The sequence below is a fragment of the Kaistella yonginensis genome (assembly GCF_030409525.1).
GTDB classification, from domain to species: Bacteria; Bacteroidota; Bacteroidia; order Flavobacteriales; family Weeksellaceae; genus Kaistella; species Kaistella yonginensis.
The window spans coordinates 16,009-33,166 of sequence record NZ_JAUFQB010000051.1 but is presented as its reverse complement, the minus strand read 5'-3'; the positions used below and the strand labels follow the sequence as shown (position 1 = coordinate 33,166).

Sequence of the window (17,158 nt, the reverse complement as noted above, 5' to 3'; positions counted from 1 at the left end):
TCTAAAATCACTTCCTTTACAATGATACAGTATCTGAATTTTTTCGTTTTTAAAAGAAGTATAAATAAAACAAAAATTAATTTATGCTAAATGCACAACAGGTAATAGATTATCAAATGTTATAAGCAAACTTATTAATAAAAATAAATTAGTCCCAAATTAACCAACTGCCATTTTCGCCGAATCTTTCCATAAATATGGCGGCATAGGTTCGTGTAATTCCCATTTTATGCTCATAGGTTTACTTCCGTAATAATCAGACAGCTTTGCTTCACCCAAAAACACAGAACCCATTGTATTGCCATATTCATCAGTATTTTTCTCTCTAACAAAAAGTAAAATTTTTTTTTCTTCACGTTCGTGATTAATATAAGATTTCCCACGCCCACTTTCTGGCTTCACGTTGTTTTGTGATTGCCAATGGAATAAAGTTTCACTAATTGCAAAATCTTCGTATAAAGTTGTTGGTGAAAAATCCTTTTCAGATTTATTTAAAGTGATAAACAATAATTCTGTATTTTTATCGTGAGACAATGCAACACCTTCACGAATGCTACTTTTCTTATTAAAAGTACTGAAACCAAACGCTGATAATATTTGCTCTCGTGTGTATCTGCTATGAATTTTTAGAGGTTGATGATATGGAAGCTCAATATTTGTTTCAAGATAATCAATTTTGTTAATAAGAATACTCATTACCTCTTCAATTTCTTGATTTAATATTAAATTTAAACCAATTGATTTTATACTTGATTCTATGGTTTCAAAACCTGCAGCATCTTGCCACACATCATAATGTAACATCAAACACATCTGCTTTTCTTCTTCAGTTATTTCTGAAAATATGATATCAAAGTTTTTTTTAGCAAGTTGTTGTATAAACTTGAAATAAGAAATAGAATTACAAGACATCCATTTTTTACTAATTGCTCTTTGAATTTGCATTTCATTGGTGTTTTCAAATTCGTCTATTTTCCCAGCCTTCGCACAGAGCCTTTTCCAACTTCCTCTTTTATAAATCAACTGCAATGGAATATGATAAAATTTAGAAAAATTCTTAAGATTTAATGGCAACGTAGTTTGATGCTGATAATTTTGAATTTTAATAATTAACTGATTGCTGTTTATCGAGGTAGCTTTTTTAATATTATCAAGAACGAATTCCTTTGCTTTTTTTTCTAAAACGATACTACAGCCTAGCGGCAAATGAGGGAAATCATCTTCAATTTCTTTATAAATCGCCGAATTTGTTTTTCCAACTAAAGCTCTAAATTTGCCTTCAAAATCATATTCGGGACGAGAATTTCCTACAAAATCCAAAACGGTTAAGCATTCTTTTTCATCAGACAATCGTAATCCTCTTCCTAATTGTTGCAAAAATACAGTCAAACTTTCTGTAGGTCGTAGAAACAAAACGGTATCAATTTCTGGAATATCAACACCTTCATTAAAAATATCAACAACAAAAAGGTAATTGATTTCCTTGCGAGAAAATTTCAATCGTAAAATTGCTCTTTCATTGCTATTTGAACTTACTAAATAATCGGCTTTCAGGCCTGCTAAAGAGAATTTCTCAGCCATAAATTGTGCATGTTCTTGTGTTACACAAAAACACAATGCTCTTACATCTTGGATGTCATTCAAGTAATTGTTGATATTCGTCAAAATGTGATTTACGCGATTATCGTTTTGTGTATAAATTTTGGTTAATTCTGCTGGTAGATATTTCCCATTTCTCCAAGTAGCAGTTGATAAATCTACATTATCTGTAACACCAAAATATTGGAATGGACAAAGTAGTTTTCGATTAAGTGCTTCTGGTAAACGAATTTCTGCTGCGATGGTATCACAAAAATCTTTTAATATATCTTCGCCATCCATTCGTTCTGGCGTTGCTGTTAAACCCAATAGAATTTGTGGTTGAAAGTGTTCTAAAATAGAACGATAACTTGATGCTGCAATATGATGAACTTCATCAATAATTATAAAATCATAATAAATAGGCGTCAAATTTAAATCATCAAGACGATTATTTAAGGTTTGTACAGATGCAAAAACTACATCATATCTTTCAGGTTCCAAACCATCAACCCATAATTCACCAAAATTTGAATTTTTTAAAACACCTTGAAAAGTAGCCTGCGCTTGTTGTAAAATTTCTTTTCTGTGGGCTACAAATAACAATTTGGCCGTTGAATTTTCGTTCCGAAAATTTTTAAAATCAAATGCTGAAACAATGGTCTTTCCTGTTCCCGTAGCAGCAACCAGAAGATTACGATATCGATGATGAACAGTACGTTCAGTCATCAATTTTTCTAAAATTTCACTTTGATAGGGAAACGGTTTTATATCAAAATAAGTAGAGAAATTTACAGCAGAAGTTCCTCGTTCTTTTTTAAGTGCAGTTCTTAATTTTTCAGAATCTTTTTGCTTGTCAAAAAGTTCAAATTCATTGTCTTGCCAATAGGTATCAAAAGTCTTTTGAAATTTATCTATAATGTGACTTACTTCCTGCGTAGTGATTTTTATATTCCATTCCAAACCATTTGTCAAAGCAGATCTTGATAAATTTGACGAACCAATATAGCCAGTATGAAAACCAGTATTTCTATAAAATAAGTAAGCCTTTGCGTGCAAGCGCTCATTATCGGTATTATAAGAAACCTTAACTTCTGTATTCTTTAAAGAAGACAAGTACTCAATGGCTTTCAAATCCGTAGCTCCCATATAAGAAGTCGTGATTATTTTTAGCTGACCGCCTCTTTCTGTAAATGCAGATAATTCTTTTTCGAAAATTCGTATTCCTGTCCATTTGATAAATGACACCAAAAAATTTATTTTATCTGACGATAATATTTCTTTTTTGATTTCGCTTTCTAGCGAAATTCCTGCATTGTTACCTGTAAAAAGTTCGCTATGTGATAATCTTGAATAAGGGGTAATATGTTTCAAATGCTTTTCAAAATCAGAAAAATCGGCATCTAATTTTAAAAATATTGCAGAAAGAATTTTTCCTTCAACCGAAATTAAATCCTCATCAAAATCTTGATTTGAAAGTTCCTCTTTTATTAAATGAATAATTTTATTGGAAAGTGCAATCTGACGTTCTATACTGTCATCTTCAGAAATCAAACTCAAGGCATATTTAATAATATTGCTCAAATATTGAGATAGTACTTTTGCTGCTTCTGTTTTATCAATATCATCTTCTTTTATATGAAATTTTTCTCGATCAAGTTGATTGAGTTGCGAGAAAACAAGTTTATTGATGAGTTGTTCGTATAGACCTAATTGCATTAATTGTTTATGTTTGAATTTCTTGAAAAATAAAATGACACGATATTCTTTTTCTTTATTAAAATTATGACGTCATATTAATTTTAAATAAACATAGTGCAAAATATTCAAAAACTCATTAAAATTTAATCAAATTTTTTTTTTCGATTAAAATGATATTATTTTCAGTAAATAAATTATCATCTAAAAATCGTAAATTTGAAAATATCAAAATTTGAAAATAATGACCGACGATAAATTAGCAGTCCTCATCGATGCGGATAATGTTCCTTATAAAAATGTAAAAGAAATGCTGGAAGAAATTTCCAGAAATGGGACTCCAACCATTAAAAGAATTTATGCAGACTGGACCAAACCCACCGTTTCCGGTTGGAAAAATGTCTTGCTTGAAAACGCAATCACCCCGATTCAGCAATACAGTTACACAACCGGAAAGAACTCCAGCGATAGCGCTTTAATTATCGATGCAATGGATATTCTCTATTCTGAAAAAGTAACCGGTTTCTGTATCGTTTCCAGTGATAGTGATTTTACCAGATTAGCGACCCGACTTCGTGAAGCAGGCATGACTGTTATTGGATTCGGCGAAAAGAAAACACCGAAACCTTTTATTTCTGCCTGCGACAAATTTATTTATCTGGAAATTTTAAACAGTACTGATGAGTCTGAAAAAGAGTCCGAGAAAGATTCAGAAAATACCGTAGCGAAGAAAACTGAAAAGGTGAAACGAAAAAAAGAACCACTCAGTAAAGTGGATGGTAGAACGATTAAACTCATTACCGAAAGTATTAACGATTTGGGTGATGAAGATGGTTGGACTTTCCTAGGAAATCTCGGCAGTTTCATCATCAAAAAGAAACCTGATTTTGACCCAAGGAATTTCGGATTCCCGAAATTATTACCCTTAATAAAAAGCATCGGTAAAATTGAAATTGATGAAAGAGAAACAGGGGTAAATAATATCAGACATATTTATGTGAAGGTGAAGTAGATTTTAAAGCAAAAAACGCATCCCAACAAGATGCGTTTTGCTATTTATATTCTTTAAAAAACTTACGCGTTGTAATTCTTCACCAATCCTTTCACAATTTTAATCACATTCGGCATGGCTTTGTCTGCCGCCTGCAATACTTCTTCGTGCGAAACCGTGAAAGCAATATCGGGACCGCCAACATCAGTAATAATTGAAATTCCGAAACAATCCATCCCTTGATGTTTTGCAACAATCACCTCTGGAACGGTGCTCATTCCAACCGCATCGCCGCCGATCGCTTTGATCATTCCGTACTCTGCGGGTGTTTCAAAAGTTGGTCCCGTCAATGCAACGTAACACCCTTGGTGCACTTTGATGTTCAAGTCTTTCGCAACATTGGCTGCGACTTCGATCATTTTTTTATTATAAGGTTCGCTCATATCCACGAATCGTGGGCCGAAGTCGTCTAGGTTTTTTCCACGCAGCGGATGTTCTGGCATCATGTTGATGTGATCGTTGATGATCATCACATCTGCCACATTAAAGTCTGGATTTACCCCGCCACAAGCATTTGATAAAATTAAATTTTGAATGCCTAAAAGATGAAAAACCCGGAACGGAAAAACCACAGTTTGAATGTCGTGGCCTTCATAATAATGAAATCTGCCACTCATCATCAATACTTTTTTACCTTCAAGTATTCCGTAAATTAATTGTCCACCATGACCAGCAACTGTTGTTTGGGGAAAATGAGGGATTTCAGGATATTCTAAAACATGTATTGCTTCTACTTCATCTTTTAGTTTTCCTAAACCGGAACCTAAAACGATGGCAAAATCAGGCGTGTCATGAATAATATTTTTAATGAAACTTGCCGTCTCTTCAATTTTTGTCAACATAATTAAGGATGATTTGGTTAAATTCTTCTTTCTTGTCAATATTCACATTGATGGGCCAATAGTAAACAAGATCCCTAAGATAATCAAAAGATTTGAGTCTTACGTAGTCTTTTTCGGTGGTAAGGATTAATTTGTATTCTCCCAGTTTTTTATATTCAGCAACAATATTTTTAATGTCCTGATCCGTGAAATTATGATGGTCTCTAAACTTCAAATGTTTTACCCGTTGCGAAAACCTTGCTAAGTGCTTGAGCAAAGGTTTCGGATTTGCAATTCCGGTGATCAAAAGAATATCATAATAATCCAGATTATTATCAGGAAGCATTTTGTCTCGAGAATATACATTCTCATCATAACCGATGCTTGAAAAGAAAACTTTCTGGTAATGCTGTGGTTTGATTCTGGAGATATAATACTGCTTTTTCTCGTCGGTTAAATCGGCCGGACATTTAGAGACCATAATGATTTGGGCGCGTTTTGCGCCACTTCTGCTTTCCCGTAAATCTCCTGCTGGAAGTACAAAATCTTTAAAATATGGGTCATTATAATCCGTCATCAAAATATTAAACCCAGGTTTAATAGCTCGGTGTTGGTACGCATCATCTAGCAATAAGACATTCAGATCCATATCGGCGATCATTTTTTTTGCACCTGGAACTCTTTTTTCCGAGACTCCGATCACAAAGCGGTTTTTAAAACGTTCAAAAAGTTGCATCGCTTCGTCGCCAACTGTTTTATAGTTGCTGTCGTAGTTGGTGATGCCGTACCCTTTGGTTAGTCGCCCATAACCACGCGACAGTACACCTGTGCGGTAATTTTTTGATAGTAAATCAGCGATATACATCACCATGGGGGATTTTCCGCTGCCGCCCACGGAAAGATTTCCGACATTTATGATCGGGGTTTTGAATGTTGTCGATTTATAAATTCCCCAGTCATACATTATATTTCTAATGGCAGTCGCCAAATGATAACCCAGGGAAAAAGGGTAGAGGTACCATCTTTTCATAGCCTGCAAAATTACAACTTTTTACCAGGAAAGAAAATAGCAAGAGCCGCAATTTTGTAAGGTTTTATTTTCATAGAAATTTGTATAAAGGCTATAAATTTTTTAATTATAGCCATGGTTTTTAAACAATTTGCTTAATTTTGCTTCTATAGTTTTACCTCATGAGCAAAAAAAATGTCGCCGTAGTGATGGGCGGATATTCTGATGAATATAAAGTTTCTCTAAAAAGCGGTCAGTTAATATTTGACTCTCTAGATCGCGACCTGTATAATGTTTACAAAGTAGTCATCCTTAAAGAAGAATGGTATTTCCTAGATGATCGTGGCCAAAAAGCACGCATCAATAAAGCTGATTTTTCAGTTAGTTTAAGCAGTGGATTTAAAGTAAAATTCGATGTTTGCTTTAATATTATTCATGGGAAACCTGGCGAGAATGGCGAGCTTCAAGCATATTGGAACACTATTGGACAAAAATATACGGGTTGTGATTTTTATCAAAGTGCTTTAACATTTAATAAAAAAGATACTTTAGCTGTTCTTTCAAAATATGGAATTCCATCTGCCAAAAGTATTTACTTAAGACAGGGTGAAAATATTGACGAAGCCTATATTATAAAAGAATTGGGCTTGCCTCTTTTTGTAAAGCCCAATCAATCAGGATCTTCGCTAGGGATTACGAAAGTTAAAGACCCGCTGGAACTGAAGCAGGCGCTGGAATTTGCCTTTGCAGAAGATGAAGAAATATTAATAGAAAGTTTCCTAGATGGAATGGAAGTTTCTGTTGGGGTGGTTGATTTTAATAATGAAACAGTGGTTTTAGGGATTACTGAAATTGTTCCTGATAACGATTTTTTCGATTATGAAGCGAAATATGAAGGTGCTTCTGAAGAAATAACGCCCGCCAGAATTGATGCAGAAACACGGAAAAGGATAGAAGAGGTTTCAAAGCGTGCTTACGAAGCTTTAGGAATGAGTGGCTTTTCGAGAAGTGAATTTATCATTATGAATGGGATTCCATTTATGCTCGAAATGAATACCAATCCTGGTTTTTCTCCTGCTTCTATTTTGCCACAACAAGCAAAAATTTATGGAACTTCTATCAAAGATCTTTGTGGAAATGAAGTAGAAAAAGCTTTACAAAAATAATAATTAGAACTTCTTTATTTTAGATTTAAAAGTTATTTTCATCTAAAATTTTATAATTTAAAATCTAAAATCAGTATATGAGAGTTGCAGTTTTTCCCGGTTCATTCGATCCCATTACCCTTGGTCATTATGATATAGTTGAAAGAGCTTATCCCTTATTTGACAAAATTATTATTGCGATCGGCCAAAACTCCCAAAAAAAATATATGTTTTCGTTGGAGCAGAGGATGGAATTTATTCGAAAGTCATTTGCGAACTTCCCCAATATTGAAGTCGATCATTTTGAAGGTTTAACTGTTGACTACTGCCGAAGTAAAAATGTAAATTTCATTTTGCGAGGTCTTCGTAATCCTGCTGATTTCGAATTTGAAAAAGCTATTGCGCAGACCAACCGCGAACTAACAAAAGACAATAAAATAGAAACCATATTCCTGTTGACTTCTTCTGGAAAATCGTTTATCAGCAGTAGTATTGTTCGGGAAATCATCACTTTCGGCGGGAACTACGAAATTTTGGTACCGGAAGCAGTTCGAGTTGAGCATATTAATAATAAGGATTAAGCAATACGTGATGAGGAATAAGCAATAAAGATTTGATAACGGATTAAAACCTATTTTCAAATATAGCGTAAGCCCATTGATCATTACCCATTTCTCATAAAAGATTACCCATCTTAAATATGGTACAGGAAAACTTTAGTTTAGCCATTGAAATTCTAGGCACGATTGCCTTTGCGATGTCTGGCAGCTTTGCCGCGATGCAAAAAAGATTAGATCCTTTTGGCGTACTCATTATCGCATTTGTTACTTCTGTTGGAGGTGGAACGATTCGTGATTTATTACTGGACGTACCGGTTTTTTGGATGCATGATATTGTGATGTGCTCCGTTATTTTTATTACCTGCATTGTTTCGATGATTTTCAAGTCGCTCGAGAAAAAATTTAAAGTAACCCTTTTTATATTTGATAGTTTTGGTTTAGGATTATTTACTATTATAGGGATTCAAAAGGGGATGGATGCAAACCTACATCCCTTAATCTGTATTACTTTAGGAACAATTACGGGATGCTTTGGTGGGATTAGCCGCGATATTTTACTCAATAGAATTCCCTTGATTTTTAGAAAAGAAATTTATGCGACGGCTTGTATTGTAGGTGGCGGCATTTTTTTATTACTTGTTAGATATACTACACTTTCTTTTGCGTTGGTTCAGATTTCTACGATTCTTCTCATTGTTGCCATCCGAACACTTGCAGTAAAATACCAATGGCAGATTCCAAAATTTTATGGAGCCGATCATAATACGGAAATGTAAAGGGAAAATTTTATGAACTTTGATTCTTAAGTTTAACGATAATATTTAATAATTAATCTTGGTCTAATCATACTTTTTGGCGCTCGCTTCGCTCGCGCCGCAGCACAAAAAAAATCCTGAAATTTCAGGATTTTACTTTATTTCGTTCAACAATTTCTGTGACTTTACGAGAATTTGCCTCGCTGGCGCATATTCGGATTATGCAGGTGTTTCTGCATGGAAGGCATCTTCAGTTGATCTTTCAACATTTTAATCTGGTCGGTCATCATACCTGCGGTATCTAGTTTTTTTGCTTCTTCCAACAGTTTTTGAGCTTCCTGTCTGCGGCCTTTTTGCATCGCTCCCGCCGCAATGTTTAGGGTGGCCATTGCACGGTCATGTTTCATATTGAGGCCATATTCCAAGGCTTTTTTCATATAAGGTTCTACTTTAGACGGATTATCCTGCGCTAAAGTCAATCCTTGTAAATAATGAAAATAACCATATTGAGATTTGTGCAATTGCGATTTGTAATTGGTGATTTTGGATAACCAGTTGGCCGCTTTCACCATATTTTGTTTTCTTAAAAACCAGAACGCTAGTAAAATATATTCATTCTTAAAAAAAAGTAAAATAGGAATTGAGGAAAATAGTACGGTCACGATTCCCCAGCCAATATTTCTGTTCATCATCAGGTATATCCCAAAAGCAATCATTAGCGCGGTGATGCCGAATTTTATGTATTTGTTCATTGTTAATTTTTTGTGGTGCAAAGATAATAATTTGTGCCGAAAAGAGAAGCGAAGTACTTAATTGTCTAAATCTAACCCCGTTTTATTTTTCGTTCATAGGTTTGAAAACAAAAATCGAACTCATTTTTATCATCTTTCTCGTGGCAGATTTCCTCAGTTTTATTCCAAATTTGAGGATTTATTTTAGGAAAATAAGTGTCTGCTTTTAGATGGGTTTTCACCAAAGTTACTTCCAGTTTGTCGGTCAGTTCCAGTGTTTGTTCGTAAATATTTCCACCGCCGATGACAAAGATTTGCTCGTCAATTTTCTTGGCAAATTTCAGGGCTTCTTTGATGCTTCCAACAATTAAAATTCCTTCTTCAAACCAATCTTTTTTTCGACTCACTACTATATTGGTGCGATTGGGAAGTGGTTTGCCAATACTCATATACGTTTTGCGACCCATAATAATTGGGTGTTCAGAGGTGAGTTCTTTAAAATGTTTCAAATCCTTTGGAAGATGCCAAAGCAACTGATTGTCTGCCCCAATTTCATTGTCCAGTCCCATTGCCACAACAATTGTAATCATTTTTTTTAAATTTCCACAAATTTAGTACATAAATTGTATATTTGGGTATCACTTTAAATTTAAAAATAATAAACGATGAGAAATAAAGGATGCATGAGCGCCGGTACAATCGGTATAGCTCTTCTCGTAATTGCAGTGCTTGTTTTTTTCTGGGGTAAAAACGGATATAATTCCTTTGTCGCCAAAGAACAAACGGTTAACACAAAATGGTCTAATGTAGAAACGGTTTATCAAAAACGGGCAAACTTAATTCCGAATTTAGAACGTACCGTAAAATCGTATTCGCAGTTCGAGCAGGAAACATTAACCAAAGTTATTGAAGCACGCTCCAAAGCTACATCAATCACCATTGATCCAACCAATATGACAGAAGCGGACTTGGCGAAATTTCAAGCAGCACAGGGAGCACTTAGTGGAACCTTAAGCAAGTTAATGGCCGTTGTAGAGCAGTACCCGAATTTAAAGGCGGATCAGCAATACCTTAATTTCCAGCGAGAATATATCGCCATTGAAAACAGTATTCGCAGTGAAACAGTTTATTTTAATGAAGCTGCCAATGATTACAATATTACCATTAAATCATTTCCAAATAATATTTTGGCCAACTTTACCAATTTTAAAGAAAAACCAACTTTTAAGGCGGCTGCAGGAGCAGAGAATGCCCCAGAAGTATTTACCAATTAATGAGTCATTTTCTTACAGATTATCAAATGGCTTCTCTTGTAGAAGCCATTAAAACAGCAGAAAATCAATCCAGTGGAGAGATTAGAATTCATATTGATTCTACAACCGAAGGACATAATGCCGAAATCGCTTTTGAAGTCTTCAAAAGATTATGCAAGGATAAAACGGCAGAGAAAAATGCGGTGCTTTTTCATGTTAATTTCGAGCAGCAATATCTCACCATTATTGGTGATGAAGGTATTCATCAGAAAGTACACCAACAATTTTGGGATAAAATCCATGATGAAATTACAGCCGCTTTTTCCAAAACTCAATATTTCGAAGGTTTGAGAAATGCCATTTTAGAAACGGGCGTCGAACTAAAAAAACATTTCCCAATTAGGGGAGAAAATCCAAATGAACTTTCCAATGAGATTACGTTCTCGTAAACATTTTTTTGTCTTTCTATTTTTGGGATTAAGCGTTCTTGCTTTTGCTCAACTCGTTCCTGAAAAACCAAAAATTATTTATCCGGTAACAGATAATGTAGGATTGTTGACGGCAACAGAAAAAGAAAATCTCAACCAAAAATTAATTAAATATAACGATTCTACCTCAACAGAAATCGCAGTAATTATTGTTCCTACCACAAGCGGAGAAGATATCAATTATCTGGCGACCATGTATGGTGAAAAATGGGGAATTGGCGAAAAAGAGCAAGATAACGGCATTGTTTTTCTAATTGCAACTGAAGATCGCAAATTTGCAATACAGCAGGGCAGAGGGGTAGAGCGTTATTTAACCGCTTCGGTTGCAGGACAAATCTTGGATTATATCGTAACACCCAATTTTAAGAAAGGACATTGGTATCAAGGGATTGATGGTGGAACGACCGCTTTAATGGACGCGGTTCAAGGAAAATTTAAACCGATTGTAAAAGACTCGGCAGAAGAAGGTTTGAGTCCTTTTCAACTTTTAATCGTTGCTTTTTTTATATTCATCATTATCAGTTTTCTGTTTAAAAGTGGTGGTGGCGGGAGAGGTGGCCGATATGATGACGATGATGATGTCATCCTTTCCCGACGTGGACGAAGAACTTATCCAGGTGGGTTTTTTCCTTTCCCCGGAAGTTTTGGCGGTGGTGGATTTGGTAGCGGAAGTTCTGGCGGAGGATTTGGCGGTTTCGGTGGGGGCGGAAGTTTCGGCGGTGGCGGCGCCTCGGGAGGTTGGTAAAATGCAGTGGGGGAGTGATTAGAAAACGGAAAAACTTGGATTAAAAAAAATCAGCCACTATATAGCTGATTTTTATCTTTAGTAAAATTTGTTTGTACCTTGGCTCTTTTATTTTACCTTGGCTCTTAATTTATCGAAATACTTCCGCCGCTGCTTTCTTTTTGGCTAATAATATTAAGATTTCCTTTTCTTGTCACCTGAATACCTCCGGAAGAACTCGCCGCTGCATTTAATTGACTGGAAACTGAAATATGAATGCCTCCGCTGCTTGAAGCTTTTAAATCTGCATTTTCAGCAATCAGGTCTTTTGCCCTAAAATCTCCCGAAGAAGACGCAGAAATGGTAGCGTTTTTTGTTTTACCCAACAGAATAACATCCCCTGAAGAAGAGGCTTTCCCGTCAAAATTGACCGCCCAAATTTTTCCATCAAATGTGCCAGAACTGGAAACCGCCAAAGTGATATCGTTGGCCTCTAAATTTCCTTTGATGGTTCCAGAGCTCGAAACTTCAATATCGGTTTTATCTTGTGTAAATTGATCTTTAATAATAATAGTTGCTGAAGAGCTTGCTTTCACAGCAGAGAAATCTTTGGCAAAAATTTTAACTGCTATATTACGGGCAGAAATATTGAGGTTGGGTTTAAAATGGATATACAGTTGACCATTATTATTCTCCACCAAAATATCATCTAAAATATCAGAAGGTGCCGTTACCACAACTTTTTCCTCGTTTGATTTTACAACTTCTGCCTTTATCGATTGGGCGACTTTAATCTCGTCGAAGGACATCATAAATTCTTTGCTTTTTATAATTCCTGTGCCTTCTTTCTGTTTTATATTAAATGGAAATCCACTGTCGGAATTCACATTGCACGAGGTTAATGCTAAAAAAGTAGCGAAAATTGAAATAAATAATGTTTTCATGGTTTTAATAGTGTTTGGTATTTATGATGTTAAAGATAAAATTAAAATTAATACCTTTATCCTTTAATAACAATTTACAAATGAAAAATATTACATCTGTTTTTTTAATTTCATCATTGGCGATGACAACCGCCTGTACTACTATGAAAACCACAGAAAATACCGCTACAGAAATCCCTGGATCGGATGCCACCATGGCCAACAATCCTTTTATGAAAAAAAGTACGCTGCAATACCAAGCACCGGAATTTGATAAAATTAAAGATGAACATTTTGCTCCAGCTTTCGAGTATGGAATGAAAGTTCAATTGGCGGAAATTAACCAAATTGCCAACAATACTGCAGCGGCAACTTTTGAAAATACCATTTTGGCTTTAGAAAATAGTGGCGAAGTTTTAAGACGAGCACAAATCGTTTTTTATAATCTGACCGGTTCTAATACCAATCCCGAACTGCAAAAAATCGAAGAGAAATATGCGCCGATTTTTGCGGGTCTTTCGGATAAAATTTATCTAAACGAAAAATTATTCACCAGGATTAAAGCAATAAAGGCTGATAATTTGGATGCCGAAGAAAAAAGAGTTTTGGAATTATACACCACGAATTTCGAAATCGCCGGTGCAAATTTGTCGCCAGAAAATAAAGTTAAAGTGAAGAAAGTCAATGAAGAGTTGGCAACACTTTCTACCCTGTTTTCAAACAAATTATTAGACGCCAGAAAAAATGGCGCACTGATTATTTCTGATGTTAAAGAATTGGATGGTCTTACCTCGGATGAAATAGCAGCTGCAGCAGCAGATGCAAAAGCCGCGGGACATGATGGTAAATACTTATTATCCTTGCTCAATACCACGCAACAACCTTTGCTGCAGAATTTAAAGAATAGAGCAACCAGAGAAAAATTATTCAAAGCATCTTGGTACCGCGCGGAGTTAGGAAATGCAGATGATACCAGAGCCATTCTTGAAAGACAGGCAAAACTGAGAATGGAGAAAGCACAGTTGATGGGCAAAAAATCGTTTGCTGAGTGGAAATTGCAAGATCAGATGGCGAAAACTCCCGAAAATGCAATCAACCTTTTAGCACGGTTAGCAACACCAGCGGTGGAAACTGCAAAAAGAGAAAGCGATGAAATTCAGGCTTTAATTGATAAACAAAAAGGTGGATTTACCGTTGAACCATGGGACTGGAATTTTTACGCAGAGCAGGTTAGAAAAGAAAAATATGATTTAGATGAAAATCAAATCAAACCTTATTTTGAAGTAAAAACCGTTTTAGAAAAAGGAGTATTTTATGCCGCAGAGAAATTTTACGGCATCACTTTTAAAGAAAGAAACGATTTACCCGTCTATCATCCAGATGTAGTGGCGTACGAAGTTTATGATCGTGATGGGAAATCCTTAGCGATTTATTATTTGGATTTCTATACCAGAAATAACAAAAATGGTGGAGCCTGGATGAGTAATTTCGTAGAGCAGTCGCATTTACTGGGGCAAAAACCAGTGATTGTGAATGTCTTTAATTACCAAAAACCAGCAGAAGGAAAACCGTCTTTAATTTCTTATGATGATGTTTCCACCATGTTCCATGAATTTGGGCACACGCTGCATGGCTTGTTTGCGAACCAAAAATACATTTCGATTTCAGGAACAAATGTGCCTCGGGATTTTGTAGAATTTCCTTCCCAAATTAATGAATTTTTCGCATTGGAACCTGAAGTTTTAAAGAATTACGCGTTGCATTACCAAACGAAACAACCCATGCCACAAGCATTGGTTGATAAAATTAAACAAGCCGCTACTTTCAATCAAGGGTATTCAACTACCGAATTGGTTTCTGCCGCTACCATTGACATGAACTGGCATTCCGTTACCAATGAGTCGCAGTTTAAACCGACTTTAGAATTTGAAAAAGCAGTCTTAGCCAAATATGGTTTTAACCTGAAAGAAGTTCCACCGAGATATCATTCTCCGTATTTTGCCCACATTTGGGGTGGTGGTTATTCCGCAGGATATTACGCTTATATGTGGAGCGATATGTTGAACGCAGACGCTTGGGATTGGACTTCTACCCACGGTGGCATGACCCGTGAAAATGGTGACCGTTTTCGTAAATACATTTTATCAGTTGGGAATTCGGTTGATTTAAATCAAGCATTTAAAGATTTTGCCGGTAGAACGCCAGACCTTAAACCTTTATTGAAGAACAAAGGATTTATCAAATAGATTTCAATTTTTAAAATTCTCAAGTTAACCGCAGATTTTCTCTGCGGTTTTTTATTAGATATTTTGCAAGATTTCTGTTGATATTTTATATTTAAAAGGCGCACTTAATTTTACTAAAAAATGATAAATTCAAAATATCTGCGGAATTCGTGTCATAATTTTGAAATTGTTAGTTTTAGAAATAGATAAACCGCCTGACATTCTAGCTCGGATTGAAGAGGATATCCTGGGATTGCGACCATCGTGAAATTTCAATGGATTGCTTCACTTTGTTCGCAATAACAGATTGTAATGGAAAGCCAGACGTGTTTTTGAGCTAGAAAAATACCCCCGTTGCTCCGAAAAAAATTCTTAATTTTGTAGAAAATTTTAAATAATGCCGAAAATTTCTCAAAGAGCGCAGAATATGCCTGCATCACCAGTAAGAAAGCTGGTTCCTTACGCACTATTAGCGAAACAAAAAGGAATAAAGGTGTATCATTTGAATATTGGTCAGCCCGATATTGAAACACCACAATCTGCTTTGGATGCGGTGAAAAATAATGATTTGAAAATCTTTGAGTATGCGCTTTCCGAAGGGAATTTAGAGTACAGAACAGCGCTGAAAGATTATTATCACACATTAGGTTTTAATGATTTAACGACCGATAATTTCATCGTAACCAATGGCGGCTCGGAAGCATTGAATTTCGCACTTTCTACGTTGTGTGATGCTGAAGATGAAGTGATTATTCCCGAGCCTTATTATGCGAATTATAATGGTTTTGCAAGTACTTTCAATGTGAATGTTGTTGCAGTAACTTCTACAATTGATACTGGTTTTGCCTTGCCTTCGATTGAGGAATTTGAGAAAAAAATTACGCCGAAAACCAAAGCGATTTTAATTTGTAATCCCGGAAATCCGACGGGTTATCTTTATACGAGAGAAGAATTGGAGCAATTGGCTTTTATTGCCGCCAAACATGATATCGTGATTATTTCTGATGAGGTTTACCGCGAATATGTGTACGATGGAAAACAACAAATTTCAATGTTCGATTTCCCCGAAATTGCAGAAAATTGTATCATCATCGATTCGGAATCCAAAAGATATTCCATGTGTGGGGCAAGAATCGGTTTTATGGTAACACGCTCGAAAAAAATTCATGATGCGGCGATGCTTTTTGCACAGGCGAGATTAAGTCCCGTTTTATTGGGTCAAATTGCAGCTGCAGCGGCGCATCAAAATGATTCTGATTATATTTTAACGGTTCGTGCAGAATATACGCATCGAAGAAATGTATTGGTAGATTTGCTCAACGGAATTCCGGGAGTGATTTGTCCGAAACCAAAAGGTGCGTTTTATTGTGCGGTGGAACTTCCGGTGGATGATACTGATAAATTTGCACAATGGTTGTTGGAAAGTTATTCTCATAACGGCGAAACAATTATGGTTGCACCGATGAGTGGTTTTTACAGCGATCCAGAATTGGGAAAAAAACAGGTAAGAATTGCTTATGTTTTGAAAGAAGAAGATTTGAAAAGAAGTGTGGAATTGTTGAATGACGCGCTGCAGAAATATAAAATTGAATTTAATTTGTAGATTGAAAAAGAAGGATTTTTTGAATCCGTTTTTTGGTTTAATTAAAGGAAAATTTTCTAGAAAATATTAAGTATGAGTTCAGAATTTACATGTGGAATTTGTGGGGAAATTCATGACGATTATCCAGCGCTTACTTTTGCGTATCCCAATTCTTATTATTGGCTTACCGAAGAAGAAAAACGCATTTATAATATTCAAATTGATTCCGATTTTTGTACCATCGAATATCCAGAGCGAGTTGACCGCTTTATTCGGGTCCTATTGAAACAGAAGATCCAGAAATCTCGTCTTTATTTAGATTATGGACTTTGGGTTTCTTTAAGTGAAGAAAATTACGAAAACTACGCCGACAATTTTAATAACACCAATCATGAAACTTTATATTTCGGTTGGTTGAGTAACGCACTTCCCGATTATCAATTTGAAAAAAGTGTTCCGATGGATGTGAAAACGAAGAAGGGAAATCAAAGACCAGAAATTTATCCGCATTTGGATTTTGATCATCCATTTGTACACGATTTTTATCACGGAATTACCAAAGAAGAAGCTGAAAAAAGAATTCATAAAATATTATCAAATACGCCTAAATAATAA

At 35.4% G+C, this 17,158-nt stretch carries 16 protein-coding genes; 10 read left to right on the top strand and 6 right to left on the bottom strand.

Features of this window, described 5'->3' with window-relative positions; all coding sequences use genetic code 11:
* Positions 1 to 159: 159 nt before the first annotated feature.
* Positions 160 to 3,297 carry a DEAD/DEAH box helicase gene (locus QWY78_RS10325; protein WP_290219518.1) on the bottom strand — a complete coding sequence of 1,046 codons (3,138 nt, stop codon included), beginning with the start codon at positions 3,295 to 3,297 and terminating at the stop codon, positions 160 to 162.
* Positions 3,298 to 3,520: 223 nt separating this feature from the next.
* On the opposite strand from QWY78_RS10325, the gene QWY78_RS10320 reads away from it, so the two are divergent.
* Positions 3,521 to 4,288 (top strand): NYN domain-containing protein, encoded by a 768-nt coding sequence (locus tag QWY78_RS10320; protein ID WP_290219516.1) that lies wholly within the window; start codon positions 3,521 to 3,523, stop codon positions 4,286 to 4,288.
* Between the two features lie 62 nt (positions 4,289 to 4,350).
* Here the strand turns inward: QWY78_RS10320 and QWY78_RS10315 are convergent, their stop codons facing one another.
* Positions 4,351 to 5,169, bottom strand: a complete 819-nt coding sequence (locus tag QWY78_RS10315) for a purine-nucleoside phosphorylase (protein ID WP_290219514.1) — start codon at positions 5,167 to 5,169, stop codon at positions 4,351 to 4,353.
* Positions 5,153 to 6,178, bottom strand: a complete 1,026-nt coding sequence (gene lpxK, locus QWY78_RS10310) for a tetraacyldisaccharide 4'-kinase (RefSeq protein WP_290219512.1) — start codon at positions 6,176 to 6,178, stop codon at positions 5,153 to 5,155. The genes QWY78_RS10315 and lpxK overlap by 17 nt, the downstream gene beginning before the upstream one ends.
* Positions 6,179 to 6,339: 161 nt before the next feature.
* On the opposite strand from lpxK, the gene QWY78_RS10305 reads away from it, so the two are divergent.
* The 3 genes from QWY78_RS10305 (at position 6,340) to QWY78_RS10295 (ending at position 8,638) form a co-directional block, all read left to right on the top strand.
* Positions 6,340 to 7,323 (top strand): D-alanine--D-alanine ligase, encoded by a 984-nt coding sequence (locus QWY78_RS10305; protein WP_290219510.1) that lies wholly within the window; start codon positions 6,340 to 6,342, stop codon positions 7,321 to 7,323.
* A gap of 77 nt (positions 7,324 to 7,400) precedes the next feature.
* Positions 7,401 to 7,883, top strand: coding sequence for a pantetheine-phosphate adenylyltransferase (gene coaD, locus QWY78_RS10300; RefSeq protein ID WP_290219509.1), 483 nt, complete (start codon positions 7,401 to 7,403; stop codon positions 7,881 to 7,883).
* A 119-nt stretch (positions 7,884 to 8,002) separates the two neighbouring features.
* Positions 8,003 to 8,638: a trimeric intracellular cation channel family protein gene (locus tag QWY78_RS10295; RefSeq protein ID WP_290219507.1), complete on the top strand. Its 636-nt coding sequence runs from the start codon at positions 8,003 to 8,005 to the stop codon at positions 8,636 to 8,638.
* Between the two features lie 164 nt (positions 8,639 to 8,802).
* On the opposite strand, the gene QWY78_RS10290 is transcribed toward QWY78_RS10295, so the two are convergent.
* Both QWY78_RS10290 and QWY78_RS10285 read right to left on the bottom strand, forming a co-directional pair.
* Positions 8,803 to 9,369 (bottom strand): DUF2892 domain-containing protein, encoded by a 567-nt coding sequence (locus QWY78_RS10290; RefSeq protein ID WP_290219506.1) that lies wholly within the window; start codon positions 9,367 to 9,369, stop codon positions 8,803 to 8,805.
* Positions 9,370 to 9,440: 71 nt separating this feature from the next.
* On the bottom strand, positions 9,441 to 9,938 hold the full coding sequence (locus QWY78_RS10285; protein ID WP_290219505.1) for a dihydrofolate reductase: 498 nt from the start codon (positions 9,936 to 9,938) through the stop codon (positions 9,441 to 9,443).
* A 75-nt stretch (positions 9,939 to 10,013) separates the two neighbouring features.
* Here QWY78_RS10285 and QWY78_RS10280 point away from each other — a divergent pair, with 75 nt between their 5' ends.
* Genes QWY78_RS10280 through QWY78_RS10270 form a run of 3 tightly spaced genes read left to right on the top strand, consistent with a single transcriptional unit; the run spans position 10,014 to position 11,834 of the window.
* Positions 10,014 to 10,622, top strand: a complete 609-nt coding sequence (locus tag QWY78_RS10280; RefSeq protein WP_290219504.1) for a LemA family protein — start codon at positions 10,014 to 10,016, stop codon at positions 10,620 to 10,622.
* Complete coding sequence (locus tag QWY78_RS10275; protein ID WP_290219503.1) at positions 10,622 to 11,050, top strand: TPM domain-containing protein; 429 nt, start codon at positions 10,622 to 10,624, stop codon at positions 11,048 to 11,050. The genes QWY78_RS10280 and QWY78_RS10275 overlap by 1 nt, the downstream gene beginning before the upstream one ends.
* A complete protein-coding gene (locus QWY78_RS10270) occupies positions 11,031 to 11,834 on the top strand; it encodes a TPM domain-containing protein (protein ID WP_290219502.1) in 804 nt (267 codons plus the stop codon). The genes QWY78_RS10275 and QWY78_RS10270 overlap by 20 nt, the downstream gene beginning before the upstream one ends.
* Positions 11,835 to 11,959: 125 nt before the next feature.
* Here the strand turns inward: QWY78_RS10270 and QWY78_RS10265 are convergent, their stop codons facing one another.
* Positions 11,960 to 12,757: a head GIN domain-containing protein gene (locus QWY78_RS10265; protein ID WP_290219501.1), complete on the bottom strand. Its 798-nt coding sequence runs from the start codon at positions 12,755 to 12,757 to the stop codon at positions 11,960 to 11,962.
* Between the two features lie 80 nt (positions 12,758 to 12,837).
* Between QWY78_RS10265 and QWY78_RS10260 the strand changes: the two genes are divergently transcribed.
* The 3 genes from QWY78_RS10260 (at position 12,838) to QWY78_RS10250 (ending at position 17,155) form a co-directional block, all read left to right on the top strand.
* A complete protein-coding gene (locus QWY78_RS10260) occupies positions 12,838 to 14,982 on the top strand; it encodes a M3 family metallopeptidase (RefSeq protein WP_290219500.1) in 2,145 nt (714 codons plus the stop codon).
* Positions 14,983 to 15,358: 376 nt separating this feature from the next.
* A complete protein-coding gene (locus tag QWY78_RS10255) occupies positions 15,359 to 16,564 on the top strand; it encodes a pyridoxal phosphate-dependent aminotransferase (RefSeq protein ID WP_290219499.1) in 1,206 nt (401 codons plus the stop codon).
* Positions 16,565 to 16,636: 72 nt separating this feature from the next.
* Positions 16,637 to 17,155: a DUF2199 domain-containing protein gene (locus QWY78_RS10250; RefSeq protein ID WP_290219498.1), complete on the top strand. Its 519-nt coding sequence runs from the start codon at positions 16,637 to 16,639 to the stop codon at positions 17,153 to 17,155.
* The last annotated feature ends 3 nt before the right edge of the window (positions 17,156 to 17,158 follow it).

Excerpts from the sequence above, each read along its gene's own strand:
- QWY78_RS10325 (WP_290219518.1), bottom strand. The coding sequence starts at position 3,297 with ATGCAATTAGGTCTATACGAACAACTCATCAATAAACTTGTTTTCTCG.
- QWY78_RS10320 (WP_290219516.1), top strand. The coding sequence starts at position 3,521 with ATGACCGACGATAAATTAGCAGTCCTCATCGATGCGGATAATGTTCCT.
- QWY78_RS10315 (WP_290219514.1), bottom strand. The coding sequence starts at position 5,169 with ATGTTGACAAAAATTGAAGAGACGGCAAGTTTCATTAAAAATATTATT.
- lpxK (WP_290219512.1), bottom strand. The coding sequence starts at position 6,178 with ATGAAAAGATGGTACCTCTACCCTTTTTCCCTGGGTTATCATTTGGCG.
- QWY78_RS10305 (WP_290219510.1), top strand. The coding sequence starts at position 6,340 with ATGAGCAAAAAAAATGTCGCCGTAGTGATGGGCGGATATTCTGATGAA.
- coaD (WP_290219509.1), top strand. The coding sequence starts at position 7,401 with ATGAGAGTTGCAGTTTTTCCCGGTTCATTCGATCCCATTACCCTTGGT.
- QWY78_RS10295 (WP_290219507.1), top strand. The coding sequence starts at position 8,003 with ATGGTACAGGAAAACTTTAGTTTAGCCATTGAAATTCTAGGCACGATT.
- QWY78_RS10290 (WP_290219506.1), bottom strand. The coding sequence starts at position 9,369 with ATGAACAAATACATAAAATTCGGCATCACCGCGCTAATGATTGCTTTT.
- QWY78_RS10285 (WP_290219505.1), bottom strand. The coding sequence starts at position 9,938 with ATGATTACAATTGTTGTGGCAATGGGACTGGACAATGAAATTGGGGCA.
- QWY78_RS10280 (WP_290219504.1), top strand. The coding sequence starts at position 10,014 with ATGAGAAATAAAGGATGCATGAGCGCCGGTACAATCGGTATAGCTCTT.
- QWY78_RS10275 (WP_290219503.1), top strand. The coding sequence starts at position 10,622 with ATGAGTCATTTTCTTACAGATTATCAAATGGCTTCTCTTGTAGAAGCC.
- QWY78_RS10270 (WP_290219502.1), top strand. The coding sequence starts at position 11,031 with ATGAGATTACGTTCTCGTAAACATTTTTTTGTCTTTCTATTTTTGGGA.
- QWY78_RS10265 (WP_290219501.1), bottom strand. The coding sequence starts at position 12,757 with ATGAAAACATTATTTATTTCAATTTTCGCTACTTTTTTAGCATTAACC.
- QWY78_RS10260 (WP_290219500.1), top strand. The coding sequence starts at position 12,838 with ATGAAAAATATTACATCTGTTTTTTTAATTTCATCATTGGCGATGACA.
- QWY78_RS10255 (WP_290219499.1), top strand. The coding sequence starts at position 15,359 with ATGCCGAAAATTTCTCAAAGAGCGCAGAATATGCCTGCATCACCAGTA.
- QWY78_RS10250 (WP_290219498.1), top strand. The coding sequence starts at position 16,637 with ATGAGTTCAGAATTTACATGTGGAATTTGTGGGGAAATTCATGACGAT.